Below are 13839 nucleotides of genomic sequence, written 5' to 3'. Positions count from 1 at the left end.
ATGGTGGTCATAGCAGCGGGGTCACACCTGTTCCCATCCCGAACACAGAAGTTAAGCCTGCTCGCGCCGATGGTACTGCATGGGCAACTGTGTGGGAGAGTAGGTCGCCGCCATCGCTGACGCCTTTTTTGTGTTCACTTTTGAAAAACAATCTTGACGGGAAATCCCACCGCGTATCAAATGGTCTGGGAGATAAAAATGGGAACCAAAACATTAAAATACTTCTTTGCCGCCGCCACAATCATCCTTTCTGGATGTGCCTTATTGCAGAAACCGATCCCGCCCAAAAACTGGGTTTATCGTGAAAACATGGTGTTCGTTGCAGGTGGAACTTTTTTGATGGGATCCGATGCAGGCTATGAAGATGAGCTGCCTTTTCATGAAGTTACTCTCTCTCCTTTTTGGATTGGAAAATATCAGGTCACCCAAAATGAATGGGCGGAAGTTATGGGAGTCAACCTTTCCAAATTCAAAGGTGGAAACAGGCCAGCGGAACAGATGACCTGGCTTGAAGCTGTGGAATATTGCAACCGGCGCAGTATTCGGGAAAGCTTGAAACCATGTTACACAATTATCCGTGACAGTGTGCATTGTGACTGGAGCGCAAATGGTTACAGGCTGCCAACCGAGGCCGAATGGGAATATGCCGCACGTGGGGGAGAGCTGAGCGTCGGCTTCACCTATTCCGGTTCCGACGACCTGGGCAGCGTTGCCTGGTACAACGAAAACTCCAAAGATAAAACCCATGAAGTGGGCAAAAAACCCCCCAACGAGCTGGGCATCTTCGATATGAGTGGAAACGTTTTTGAATGGTGTTGGGATTGGTATGATAAAGATTACTATGAGAACAGCCCAGGCTTGGACCCCAGGGGACCTGAAATTGGAACACATCGAATGCTCCGAGGTGGCTCCTGGGATTTTTATTACAATTGCTGCCGGGTTTCTTTCAGAAATTTCTGCTTCACACCCTATAATTGGAATAACTATGTGGGTTTTCGAGTTGTGAGAGCCGGGCTTTAGCCAGAAAAGCTTTGCTTTCCCTGCCACGGATTTTAAATTATTTATATAAGACAATATTTGGGAGCCACAATGCAAGATAAACTAAACAGGATTTTCGCGGAAATCAGGTCCAAAAGCCAATGCGCTCTTGGACCGCGAGCTTTTCGAGACGAAAACGCCTGGCGCGTGAAAGAAGAAACGCCGGACGATATGCGCACAAAATTCGCCGTGGATCGTGACCGCATTTTATACAGTGGCGCCTACAGGCGTTATCATGGTAAAACGCAGGTTTTTTCTTTCACCAATCTCATCGATGAGGAGATGACCAACCGCAATCTCCACATCGCCTACGTGTCTCAGATTTCACGCACCATTGGCAAATATCTGGGGCTGAACACTGAACTCATCGAAGCCATCGCTTTGGGACACGATTTGGGGCATCCCCCATTTGGTCACGACGGAGAAATGGCGCTTTCTAAATCCTGCGAAGAACATGGAATTGGCCAATTTCACCACAACTTGGAATCTCTGCACATCGTGGATCACATTTCTCGCAAAGGGCAGGGCTTAAACCTCACCTTCCAGGTTCGCGATGGCATAATTTCCCACGATGGCGAAGTTCACAACACCGTCCTGAAGCCGGAGCCGGATAAAACTGAAGAGCGCATCCAGGAATATATCCGCAATAAAAAAGCCGGAGTCCATGTGAACTGGATGCCTGCCACGCTGGAAGGCTGTGTGGTTCGCATCACGGACACCATTGCCTACATCGGGCAGGACATCGAGGACGCCATCCGCTTCAACATGCTGAAACGAGAAGACTTACCCAAAGACGTGACCGACAAACTGGGCAACACCAACAGCCATATTATCGAAACTCTGATTAAAAGCGTGATTGTGAACAGCCACGAACAGGATTGGATTGCCTTTGACGAAGAGACTTCACACTATATGCTGAAACTGAAAGACTTTAACTACGAACACATTTACACGGATGAAAACGTGAAGAAATCCAATCGTATCATCAACCACACCATGGGTTTGCTGTTTGATAAATATATGGAAGACATCAGAAAGGAACGCCGGAATTCCAAAATCTTCAAACATTTTCTGGATTTCAAGATTCCCGAATATCTGGAAGGGTTTTCACCCGCCGAACAAGTGCGGGATTTCATTGCCACCATGACAGACCGCTATTATAACGAGGAAATCAAGGATTATTTGGTTCCCTGGAAGTGGTGAGCTGCTTGGCTCTTGACTCCGACCCCGGAGTAACTTGCTCATGCCTCGTGACCTTCCCGTAAAAGAATCGGGTTGATGATGGGAGACTCTGGGGTTACTCCTGAGCCAGAGTCAAGAGTGAAGCAGGTGGGGGCTGTGGTTAGCGGGATGGATCCTCGTATTCATCAATTTTTTTATAATGCCAACCCAGTAGGAGCCGGTCCAGAAGCGCCACGATGCCAAAAAGGAATAAACTGAGCAGAATAATGATTAAAATCGCGGCGAAGACCTGCTCGGTGCGGAAAGATTTGGTGGAGCGGGTGAGATAGATTCCCAGCCCAGCCTCGCCACCCAGCCATTCTCCAATCACAGCTCCCATCACGCTGTAAGTGGCTGCCAATCTTAATCCTGTGAAAAACGCCGGCAGGGAGGCGGGTATCTTCAAATGACGATAAATCATCCATTTTCCCGCGCCCATGGAACGCAGAAGCCGGATTTGTTCTTGGGAAACCTGTTTGAGCCCTTCAAAAAGTCCCAACGCGATGGGGAAGAAGCACATCAAAACAACGACAAATATCTTCGCGGAAATGCCATAACCAAACCACAAGACGACTAATGGCGCCACAGAAATGACGGGAACAGTCTGCGAGACAACCAGATAGGGATAAAGGATTTGCCGGATTACACGCGAGCCGTGCATGCCCAAAGCGGTTATTACCCCCAGCAGGGTGGCTAAAAGCAGGCCAGCAACACTGGCTATCAGGGTGGGACGAAGATGAGTCCAAAGCAGGGCTGGCTGTTGCCAAAAGACGCGTAAAACCGCCACCGGAGAGGGCAAAACCCAAAAGGCAATCGTGGCTTTGGAACTGATAAATTGCCAAAGCCCCAGAATCAGAACCAGAAAAAGCAGGGGCAGCCAAATGCGGGAAGCGTTTTTATTCATTGGCGGCCAATGAGACGAAGTTCGGGCTCCAACTTGACCCCAAAGCGCTCCAGAACAGTATTTTGCACGTGAGAAATGAGCGCTTGGACATCCACAGCCGTGGCTCCACCGAGATTGACAATGAAACCACAATGTTTTTGGGAAATGGCAGCTCCGCCAATCTGAAAACCACGGAGTTCACAATCATCAATCAATTTTCCCGCAAAATGTCCCGAAGGGCGTTTAAAAGCCGAACCGCCGCTGGGTAAATCCATGGGCTGTTTGGAGTTGCGTTCAAAGTCAAGCTCCTGCATGCGCGCAATAATGGCTTTGGGATCCTCCTCGCGAAGCTGAAACAAGCTGCTGAGGTGGATGAAACCGCTATTTTGAAACACGCTGCTGCGATAGCCAAAGAGGTGGTCCTCCGCTTTGAGATGCTTCACGGAGGCAAAGTTTTTCAGTCCTTCCTGGGTGGGCTCCAGATATTTGCTGAAATGAAGAACATCCTTGATTTCACCACCGTAGGCGCCAGCGTTCATAAACACAGCGCCACCAACGCTTCCGGGAATACCGGAGGCAAATTCCAGCCCGGACAAACCGTTTTCCTGGGCAAAAACACAGAGGTCTTTCAAACTGGCTCCACATTGCGCGCTGATGCAGTGTTCATCCCGCTCGATGCGGTTCAGCCTGCCGGTGTGGACAACCATCCCTTCCATGCCCTTATCGCTTATCAAAACATTGGATCCCTTGCCCAAGATAAAGTAATTTATACGATTATGCAGGGCAAAAGAAATCATCTCAATAAGATGCGTTACGTTTTCAGGTTCGCAAAAGACTTCAGCGGGGCCGCCAATCTGGAAGCTGCAATGCCCCGAAAGGGGTTCTTCAAAACGAATGGCGCCGTTGGCAACCAAATCCGGAAAGTGTGATTGAATCAGTGTTTTCAGGGTGGTCTCCTTGATTTTAGGAAATGTTGAAAAAGCGGCTTACCTCGCTGAGCAATTCCAGTTCGCTTCTGAGTTCCTGGGCTTTGGCGGGCAAAACCTGTTTAAAATAGGTTCCGTAATTTTTGTTTGAAACACGGGAATCCATGATGAGCACGATGCCGCGGTCACTTTTTCCCCGGATGAGCCTTCCAAAACCCTGTCTCAGCCTGAGCAGCGCGTTGGGCAGCATATAATGCTGGAAAGAATCCTTTTTTTCGCGCTCAAGCTTGTCAATCAGAGCCTCAACCACAGGTTCGGATGGAACTTGGAAGGGAAGTTTGAACAGAATGAGCAGAGAAAGGGATTCGCCCTGAATGTCCACACCCTCCCAAAACGAGCTTGTGCCCAGCAGGACAGCGTTTTTGTGGCGTTTGAATTCCTGGAGCATGGAGCTGCGGCTCGCCGCGATGCCTTGAGCGAAAAAAGGTCTTTGGCGTCGGTAAAGTTCTTCGCCGAGATGTTCGTAAACGCTGTTCAGATCACGATAGCTGGTGAAGAGGATCATCGTGCCCACATCCGTGCTGGTCAGGATTTGTTGCAGGCTGCCCAGGGCTTGATTCATGAAAAAACGGTCTTTGGGTTCGGGCAAAAAACTGGCAATCATCAGCCGTGTTTGGGCATCATAATCGAAAGGTGAATCCACAATGTGGGCTTCCAGCTTTTCGGGAGAAACCAGGCTGAGCCCGCTTTGACCGAAGAAATATCTGAAGGAACCACGCAAAGCCAGGGTGGCGGAAGTGAACACAATGCTGGGGACAGTGCTGTAAAGCATTGTGTGGAGCTGACTTGAAACATCCACCGGCGCGTAACACAGCGCTGAGGTGGGCGTTTTGCCTTCACCGCGACGGATATTTTCAATCCAGAGGGCGTTGTTGTCCAAATCCGGATTTGCCAGCCTCAACAGCGCGCCCTCGGTTTCGGAAAAACGGTTGATGAAAGACGCCAAAGCCTCTGCCAGGCTGTCATAGCTGGGAACCTGTTTGCTGTTCAGACTGTTGAAAACATTGCCCAAAGCCGTGATTTGCTTCATGAGGTTTTTCCAATCCGAGGTGAGAGAGGTAAGCAGCTTGTATAATTTGGGAAATTCACCGGTATCACGAATCCTGAGCTTGCCATAATTTGCCTTTTCGTCACAGCGATCCTGCGCCTCTTTGTAAAGCTCCAAAATTGTGGCGCGGATTTGTTCGGTCAATTCCGCCAAATCGTTGCACAACAGGCTGATATACTCTTTTGGCGCCACGCCGACCACGCTTTTTGCCATCATCTGCTCCAGTTGGTGGATAAAACCACTGCGTCGGCGTCTCTGGGTTTGGCAAAATTGGTTCAATTGGCCTGCCACATCGGGATAGGATAGCTCCAAACCCAGGTTTTTGGCAGCGGTTGCCATCAGGTTATGTGCTTCATCCACAACCAGATAGCTGTATTCTCCCAGGGTGCTGTTTTCCATCTGCATATCCGCCAGAAGCTGGGAATGGTTCGTGACCACCAGGGTGGAGGTTTCGATGTGTTTGCGCAGAGTCATGACATAGCATTTTGAGGCGTGGGGACATTTTCTGCCCGCGCATAAATATCTGTCTGAACACACTTTACGCCAAACAGAACCGAAGCGTTTGCGATCGAAGGAAGAGTTTTCGCTCACGTCTCCAGACTTGGTGAGCATTTTCCAGATGAAAAGATAGAGCAAACCCATGGCGTCCCAAACGCTGAGGCCCTTGGTTTGTTCCATCAAAAATTCCTCCCAACGCCTTTCGCAGACATAGTTTTCGCGGCCTTTCACCAGTGCGGCTTTGAAAGGCAGAGGCAGCATGGATTTTAGCTGGGGGAGGTCTTTGTGAAAAAGCTGTTCCTGCAGGTTTTTTGTGTTGGTTGAAACCACCACCTTGGTGGATTTTTTATTGGCAAAATCAAGCGAGGGAACCAGATAGGCAAAGCTTTTACCCACACCGGTTCCGGCTTCCACCGCCAGATGTTTTTCGTCTTGGAAACAGGAATTGATGAGCTCCGCCATTTCAAGCTGTCCGGAGCGGAATTCGAAATTTGGAAACCGCGTGGAAAGCAGTCCATCTTCCCCAAAAACCTTTTCAATATCCAGCCTTGCTTCCAAGACTTTGTTTTCCACCACGTTGGGTTTCAACACATCCGGAGGGCGGGGAGGCCTTGCGGACAGTGCGGTTCGCCGTTGATGTTCCACAATCATGCGCAGGAAGTGATAGAGCGAATTTTCCATCTGGGCCTGGGTTGCCAAATCCAAAAGCCGGGCGTTGGTGAGCAGTGGATAATGGTCAATAATGTGTTCGCTCATTTTCACCAAAAGCAGTCCGGAAGCCTCAGCGTCCGCCTGGGCGCGATGCGCGTTTTGCAGGTCGATGCCAAAATTTTGGGCTTGGGTGCCAAGTTTGTGGTCGCTGGAATAGGGAAACCACACCCGGGATATTTCCACCGTATCCCACGCCGGGGCATCAATTTGCGGACCTCCGGTAAGGTCGGAATGGTGGTTGATGAAACCAAAATCAAAACCGACGTTATGTCCCACAAGCTGGTCTGTGCCGATAAAATCGAAGAAATTCCGGATGGCTTCACTGACTCTGGGAGCGTTTTTCAGGTCTTCCGGGTTGATATGGGTGAGAAATTGGATGAATTTTGGGATGTCTCGTTTGGGTCTCACGAGGGTGGAAAAGCGTTCAACCGGTTCACCAGCGCGAAAACGAACGGCTGCCAGTTCGATAATTTCATCTTTTTTGGGATTCAGGCCCGTGGTTTCGGCGTCGATGGCGGTGAAATTCAGTTTTTCACGCAAGGAGGGTGGGTCGTGTTTTTCCAAGTGGGTCAATCCTTTAGTTGTCGTCTTTGTCCAGGTTGAAGCGCTTCAGTTTTTGGATTAAACCCTGGCGCGAAATTCCCAGATCCTTCGCCGCCTGAGTTTGGTTCCAATCCGTTGCTTCCATTGCCGCCAGAATCATGTCCCTCTCCAGCTCTTCCAAAGCTTCCTTCAGGGTTTTACGCCCTGTGAGCATGCTGATGGTTTTTTGATTTTCGATGTAGCGGCGAACTTCGTCCGAAAAATCGCTGGCGCGGATGATGGAGCCCGGTTCCACCAAGGTCACGGCGCGTTCGATCTCGTTTTCGAGCTGACGCACGTTTCCAGGCCATTCGTAGCCTTCCAAAACCTTCATGGCGTCATCACTGAAACCTTGCAACTCTTTTTCCATGCGGGTGTTGTATTTATCCAAAAAGTGGATGGCGAGCAGAGGCACATCTCCGGTGCGTTCTTTCAAAGAGGGAACCCGGATGCGGATGACGTTCAGCCTGTAATATAGATCCAGTCTGAAATCCCCAGATTTCACCTTTTCTTCCAGGGAAACGTTTGTGGCGCAAACCACGCGGACATTCACCTTTTCCGTTTTGGTGGAGCCCACCCGCTTCACTTCGCCTTCCTGCAAAAAGCGCAACAGCTTTGCCTGGGTGCTTTGACTGATATCGGCAATCTCATCCAGGAAGAAGGTGCCGCTGTCGGCGATTTCGAACAGACCTTTTTTGTCGTAGGCGGCGCCGGTGAAGGAGCCTTTCACGTGACCGAAAAGTTCGCTTTCCAACAGGGTTTCCGGCAGCGCGCCACAATATTGCGCCACAAAAGCCTTGTTCCGTCTGCGGCTGCCATAGTGCAAAGCACGGGCTATCAATTCTTTACCTGTTCCGCTGGGTCCTTCCAAAAGCACCGTGGTGGGCGTGTCCTTCACCTTTTCGATGATTTCAAAGATTTTCTGCATTTCAGGGCTTTTGCCGATGATATTGGCGTAGAGATTATCCGATAAAAGCTGTTCGCGAATGGTGGCGTGGGTCTTTTCCAGGCTGGCAGAACGCACATTTTCGATGATCACGATAACCTGGTTGGCAAGCGCGCTGAGCAGATTCACGATGCGCTCGGAAAAATAGTGGGAACCGCTTTTGCTGAAGAGCAAAACCACGCCCAAAACGTCGCTGCGGATGGCGAGCGGGAGGACCAAAATATGATTGAAAGAGGGCGCGAAATGGGGCTGTTTGTGGTTTTCAATCTCGTTTTCGCGGTAGGAGCGGGAGCAGGCGTTCATAAAGTCGTCATAAAATTGGCTGTCATGGGAGAAGTTTCGGAAAAGTTTGTAGTCCCAAGCGTCGGGCAGGGTTTCATTTCCATGCAGACACAAAATTCCACCATCGGCTTCCGAAATCTCTATCAGGCTGTCCAGCGCGTGCTCGGTTAAAACTTCCAAATCCGTGAGGCTGTTGAGCTTTTGGGTGATTTCATAGAATTGATTCAGCAGGTTTTCCTCAAATTGCACGTCCTTCATCTGGGCGGCATATTCCCGCGAGATTTTGTCCTTCAGGATGTCGTTTTTTTCCAAAAGCTTGATGGAGCCATACTGTTGAATCACTTTCTTGTTCGCTTTGAGGATTTCCAGCGCTTTTTCCCAGTCCTCGAGCTCGTAGAGCACTTCCGCCAGTTCATAATTTGCCAGGGAAAGCTCGTAGATGCTGGATGTTTCCACGAAAATCTCGATGGCTTCGTGGAGGTTTTGCTTGGCGGATTCCAGGTTTTTTCGTTCCAAAAGTGCGCGCAGATAGTGGGCTTTTCCGATGTCGAAACGGCGGTGCTGTTCTGTCGCCATCTTGAGCGCTTGGTTCAGATAATAATCCGCGCTTTCGCTGTTTCTGGTCAGAATGAAATAGTAAGCCTGCTTCAAAAAGCCTTCCACAATCTTGTCCCGGGCGTTGATGGATTTGAAAAAATCGAGGCTTTCCACCAGGTATGAATAGGCTTCCTTGAATTTTCGCAGCTTGGTGAGCACGCTGCCCAGGTTGCCATGCAATTCGGCTTTGATATAGTCGTCGCTGACGGCTGGCAGAAGCTCCAAGCCTTTGAAACAGAGGTCGTAAGCTAGGTTCAGCTCGTCCTGTTTTTCATAAACTTCGCCCAGATTGCTGAAGGAACGCAGCAGCCCTTCCGTGAAGTTGTTTTCCTCACTTTTTTTGATGGCTTGTTCATAAAGCGCGATGGACTGCGCCCAGTCACCTTTTTTGAATTGGAGCGCGCCGAGGTTGTTCAGCGATGCCACGATATTGCGGTAAAAACCAAAGTCGATGCCGGTTTGCAGAGACTTTTGCAGCGAATCTTCCGCTTCATCATATTCGCCATGATCCATCAGGGTCACACCGATATTGTTGTAGATATTGGTGATGTTATAGGGCTCGTTCAGCATTTTTTGCAGCTTGAGAGCCTGTTCCAGATATTTCAGGGCTTTGGCGGTGTCGCCCGTGTCGTCCATCAGGCTGCCCAAGTTGTTGTAACAGACGGAGATACCGTTGAGGTTGAAGAGCTTTTGCTCCAATTCCAGGCTGCGGAGGAAATAGGTTTCGCTGCGTTCCCAATCGCCCTGGAACATATAGAGAACCGCCAGATTGTTGAAAATCGCAGCCAGGCCGCGGCTGTCTTTGGCGAGGTTGTAATAGTTTTCAGCTTCTTTGAAAGCCTCTTCGCTCTGTTCCCATTCGTTCACGTAATAGTGGATTTTACCCTTGATTTTTCTGGCTTCACCCTGAATCGTCCAGCGCTGGGTTTTGTCGTCGATGGGCCCAACCTGGCGGGTGATATCCTCCAAAATCGTAATCGCGGCGTCATATTCCTCAGTTTCAGCCAGGATGTCGGCTTTGAGCAGCAGGATTTTCGCGTGCCAGATGGGGTCGATGTTTTGCGGGGCGAATTTTCGGATGATTTCCAGCGCGAAGGCGGTGCTGTTTGCCACGAAGAGGTTCGAAGCAAGCTTATGAACCGTTTCTTCAGCGGGGAGGGAGTGTTCCGTGCAGATGTGAAGCGCTTGGCGCAGGTGTTCGCCCGCTTCGTCCAATTGGTTCAACCCGCTGTGAGCCTCGGCGATTTTTTGCTGCAAAGCCAGTTTCAGCGCGGGTTTTTTGGTCTGTTTGAGTTGATAGCGGTAGAGCTCCAAAAGCTTGTCGTGGTCACAAAGCGTTTCCAATTCGCCGATGAGACCCTCAAAGGGAGCGGCGACGTATTTCTTCTGGCGCATCAAAAGCCGGATCAGGGTTTGGAGGTGTTCCTCCTCATCTTCCATCAGTTTTTTCAGTTTTTCCAAAAATTCACCGGAAAGCGCCTCTGGATTTTGCTCCAGCCAGATTTTGAGCGATTTTTTCTTTTGAACCAGACAGCCGTCTTCCAAACAGCTTGCCAAGCCGCGTTCTTCCAGGATTTCGAGGTCTTTTTTATGGCTTTTGCCCCATCCGAAGGCGCGAACCTGTGCCGCGCTCAAGCCGCCATCCAAAACAAACATCGCCAAAAGCAACTGACGCTGGCTTTCGCTGAGGCTTTCCAGGGTGTCCATATAAATCTGCTGGGGGTCGTGGCTCTTGTCCAGGAAGGGGGTGAGGTCAAATTTCGGCTTTTTCCCAGACAACATCTGGGCGATGATGCTTTCCACCACCAAAAGGTTTCCGTCGGAGAGCTGGTGCAGGATTTCGCTTTCGGTCACATAGCCCAGTTCCTCTTCGGAAAACACATTGTGGACCAGCTTTTGCAGGTCGTCAACGCTGAGCGCGGGAACACTTTCGCTTTGGGAAAATGAAAACAGCCGCTTTTGGGAGAGGATAATGATTTGGATGCCGGCGTCGGGCGCGTATTGCACCAGATATTGCAGGTAATCACGGGTGTAGGAATCCAGCGCGTCGCCATCGTCGATAATCAGGGCGCAGGGTTTCAGCAGCTTTTTCTGGTTCAAGCGCTCGGTCAGGAAATAGAAGAAATCATACTTGCGGCCGGTGCGGAAATGCTGTCTGTTTTCCTCGAAAAGCTCCTCCAAAAGTGTTTCATCCACATCGCAGATTTGCCGCAGCACGGGGATGAACTGGTTGAAGGCAAACACACGCGGGGAATAGCGATTCACCCGGCTCTGGGAATCTTGCAAACCTTCGAGCAAGGGCTTCACCAAATAGGATTTGCCGCTGCCGCTGCCACCGATGATTTCCACCAGGTGACTGGAATCCTGGTCCTTCAAACTGCCAAGCAGCCTGGCAAGCGGAAAACGCTGGACGATGAAGTCGCGCAACTGAAAAGTCAATTTGTCTTTCATTTTTCCTCTATCCTCTGTCAATCACTTGACATGTTACTGTAAATTTGATTTACACCATACTGTCAAGGAAAAATATGGATGGGTCTGGAAGGCAGGTGGGGAGAGGGATGGGGCGGAGGAGCCCGGATGCAAAATGGCAGGTGTAATTATGAAATGACGTTTATAAGTGACACCTGAATGTCAAATTGAGATATCCGTTTGACAAAATAGCCGAAATGACCTCAGTTTGTGACAGCAAATTGTCAAATCATCCAGAATCAGTGCAAGTCTCAACATGTATTTATGCCGCTAAAATAAATCAGAATGTGAGCCCATTCTGATTAGAAATAATGATGAATTCTCAATTCTGTAAATTAGTAAAATATCAGGTGTGATATGGCATTCTCTACACATACTAAACTCTCCTTTTAATTGGTGGTCTCTGTAATTCGCCGGTAGAGGTCTTTCATTTCTTAATGAATCAATAATCTCCCACAACAAGTCTTTAAGACCCTCATTATACTGATAGTTCTTAAAATCCCGCTTAAATCGGGAAGTCCGAAAAATCTGAAGCAATTCAATTCTCTAGATCATTAAATAGGTCATTAATCGTGTCGAATCTAGTGCATTTGTCTAGTTCCCTTGTTTCTTCTATGGCAGCTTTTGTTATTTGATTTGGTCTTTTGAGAGCAGGTAAGGTAAACAGTCTACTTATAAAATCCTGTTTATAGGTAAAAAATCCCGAAAACCTGTCGGAACTATTAGAATAATTGATATATCCAATTTGTTTAGCTGTATTGGAAATCATACGCTGGCTGCTTGAGTTATTGCTCATTTCTCCATCCTTCAAAAGCTCGATTTTCCCTTACGATATTATTACCGTTGTCATTGCTCAATGTTAACATACCCTCAGTAATAAAAGATACTTGACCACCATATATACTCTGAATTATTGCTCTTTTGTTGCAATATTTAGCTGTGTCGTTTGGCCCGAGCAATCTAATTGGATCGAAAGGTACATCCAGTTCTAAATCTTCTGAAACTGTTGAAAATATGCCGTTAATAATCTCCCGATTGGGCTTATCTGCTTCTTCAATATTCAATCCAAGTTCTCTTGCATCGACAAGGTTTATCGTATAATCATGGCTACCAGAATCGGTACAAAGGAAACTAACAATTCTATCAATTTTATCCTCATCAGCTTGAGGTAAATGAAGTGCCAGTAATTTTTTTGCAAGCATCTTAATCTGGGCTCTTGCCCTATAAACTTCTCCAAGTACTAACGGATGTATCTTGTCTGATAGAACTTTAACAACGTCGACAAGTGCGTTATTATCAGTTATACCAAATTCCTTTTTAACGAGCTCAATATATCCGTTGATTGCTTCGACACTAACTGGAAAGGTCTGACCAGGGACAGTAGGAATTGGTGGATTAAGAGGTGTATTAATGTTGGGATCGATGGGGCCGAGAGTCGATTGCTTTGTCATAACAATTTTGGATGATCCCAGACACATAAGAGTACCCGCGCTATGAGCTTTCGATGGCACAATTATCTCAAGTTCTTCGCAATATTGCCTGACTAGGCTGATAATACTCCATGCAGCAAGGGTGTTGCCACCTCGAGTGTATAAATATAACGATATTCGCGGAACTTTGGATTTATCAATCATCAACTCTAAATGCTTTGCAAAATGACCAAGGACCTCTTGGTGTACCTGCGTTTCCCAGCCAGGTCTGTCACCAGTGATGTAGAGCAATGCTTTTGTATTGCGAATCTCCTCCAGTTTTTGTATCAACTGGACACGATCTTGTGTCAAATTCATGTCTTAGTCCTTTTTTTGCTTTATTCTTAACATCATTTACACTAAATCAAACTCTCTATTTGTGTCAAGCTATTTGAACATTGTTTTTATGACCTTGGTAAGTTTTATCTCAATAGCAGTCCCAAGTATCTCTGCGCAAAAAATAGCTCATGCGGATTTGTCATACTGGTCGCCGCCTGACTCTTTGGGTGTGATTTAAAACTAAGCCTCAAGGCAGCTATCATTATTATAGAACGAGTCTTGTGAAAAACACCCATCAAAGCCCTAAAACTATGTGTGGCTTATGTTTGGCTTTATAAACATAAGGGAGACATAAGGCGGCAAGCAAGAGGGACGTTCGAAAAGCCTTCGATTCGCTCAGTAAGAAGTGACACCTGAAATGTCAAATTGTGACACTCGTTTGACAAAATGGCAGAAAATCCCTCAGTTTGTGACATTCTTTTGTCAAATCATCGGAAACCAAGGCTAATCAGAGGTGACATTAATTTGTCAAATGTAATTGTGCCACTCTGCGGCTGGTGTTAATTCCGGGGACAAGGTCATTCTCATCTATAATAACGTTATCGCATAATTGTCTAAACTTATTATAAAAACACTCACGGCTAATCCTTCTTGTATGCTTTGATAAATTCTTTATAATAATACTCAGATTCCTCTTTATCACCTAGTGTCATGTCAAGCTTGACAAGTCGTATGGGTTGAGAATAATTGCCTCACAATAGAGAGGTGATTATGATCAAGTACAAAGTAACACTAACCAAAGCGGAGCGAGATGAGCTTGAAACCATTGT

The 13839-nt window shown here is 47.9% G+C and carries 8 protein-coding genes and 1 rRNA gene; 3 read left to right on the top strand and 6 right to left on the bottom strand.

What is annotated here, in order from left to right:
* The 3 genes from rrf to GX135_04045 form a co-directional block, all read left to right on the top strand.
* Positions 1-116, top strand: a 5S ribosomal RNA gene (gene rrf, locus GX135_04055); the annotation flags it as partial.
* A 193-nt stretch (positions 117-309) separates the two neighbouring features.
* Positions 310-1020 carry a formylglycine-generating enzyme family protein gene (locus GX135_04050; GenBank protein ID NLN85263.1) on the top strand — a complete coding sequence of 237 codons (711 nt, stop codon included), beginning with the start codon at positions 310-312 and terminating at the stop codon, positions 1018-1020.
* A 69-nt stretch (positions 1021-1089) separates the two neighbouring features.
* The gene (locus tag GX135_04045; protein ID NLN85262.1) at positions 1090-2241 is read left to right on the top strand and encodes an HD domain-containing protein; all 1152 of its coding nucleotides are present in this window, start codon (positions 1090-1092) and stop codon (positions 2239-2241) included.
* Between the two features lie 139 nt (positions 2242-2380).
* Here GX135_04045 and GX135_04040 read toward each other — a convergent pair whose 3' ends face one another.
* The 6 genes from GX135_04040 to GX135_04015 all read right to left on the bottom strand — a co-directional run bounded on the left by GX135_04040 (position 2381) and on the right by GX135_04015 (position 13048).
* Positions 2381-3163, bottom strand: coding sequence for an ABC transporter permease (locus tag GX135_04040; protein NLN85261.1), 783 nt, complete (start codon positions 3161-3163; stop codon positions 2381-2383).
* Positions 3160-4080 (bottom strand): UDP-N-acetylmuramate dehydrogenase, encoded by a 921-nt coding sequence (murB, locus tag GX135_04035; GenBank protein NLN85260.1) that lies wholly within the window; start codon positions 4078-4080, stop codon positions 3160-3162. Before murB ends, GX135_04040 begins: the two co-directional genes overlap by 4 nt.
* Before the next feature lie 25 nt (positions 4081-4105).
* Complete coding sequence (locus GX135_04030) at positions 4106-6958, bottom strand: DEAD/DEAH box helicase family protein (protein ID NLN85259.1); 2853 nt, start codon at positions 6956-6958, stop codon at positions 4106-4108.
* 4 nt (positions 6959-6962) lie between these two features.
* The gene (locus GX135_04025) at positions 6963-11243 is read right to left on the bottom strand and encodes a sigma 54-interacting transcriptional regulator (protein ID NLN85258.1); all 4281 of its coding nucleotides are present in this window, start codon (positions 11241-11243) and stop codon (positions 6963-6965) included.
* Positions 11244-11531: 288 nt separating this feature from the next.
* The gene (locus GX135_04020) at positions 11532-11798 is read right to left on the bottom strand and encodes a type II toxin-antitoxin system YafQ family toxin (GenBank protein ID NLN85257.1); all 267 of its coding nucleotides are present in this window, start codon (positions 11796-11798) and stop codon (positions 11532-11534) included.
* Positions 11799-12046: 248 nt separating this feature from the next.
* Positions 12047-13048, bottom strand: coding sequence for a serine protease (locus GX135_04015; GenBank protein NLN85256.1), 1002 nt, complete (start codon positions 13046-13048; stop codon positions 12047-12049).
* Positions 13049-13839: the final 791 nt, after the last annotated feature.

The sequence above is a fragment of the Candidatus Cloacimonadota bacterium genome (genome assembly GCA_012522635.1).
GTDB lineage: Bacteria > Cloacimonadota > Cloacimonadia > Cloacimonadales > Cloacimonadaceae > Syntrophosphaera.
Note: the sequence above shows the minus strand (reverse complement) of the source record. Positions and strands in the feature narration are given on the sequence as shown.

Coding starts and splice junctions, on each gene's coding strand:
- GX135_04050 (NLN85263.1), top strand. CDS start 310: ATGGTGTTCGTTGCAGGTGGAACTTTTTTGATGGGATCCGATGCAGGC.
- GX135_04045 (NLN85262.1), top strand. CDS start 1,090: ATGCAAGATAAACTAAACAGGATTTTCGCGGAAATCAGGTCCAAAAGC.
- GX135_04040 (NLN85261.1), bottom strand. CDS start 3,163: ATGAATAAAAACGCTTCCCGCATTTGGCTGCCCCTGCTTTTTCTGGTT.
- GX135_04025 (NLN85258.1), bottom strand. CDS start 11,243: ATGAAAGACAAATTGACTTTTCAGTTGCGCGACTTCATCGTCCAGCGT.
- GX135_04015 (NLN85256.1), bottom strand. CDS start 13,048: ATGAATTTGACACAAGATCGTGTCCAGTTGATACAAAAACTGGAGGAG.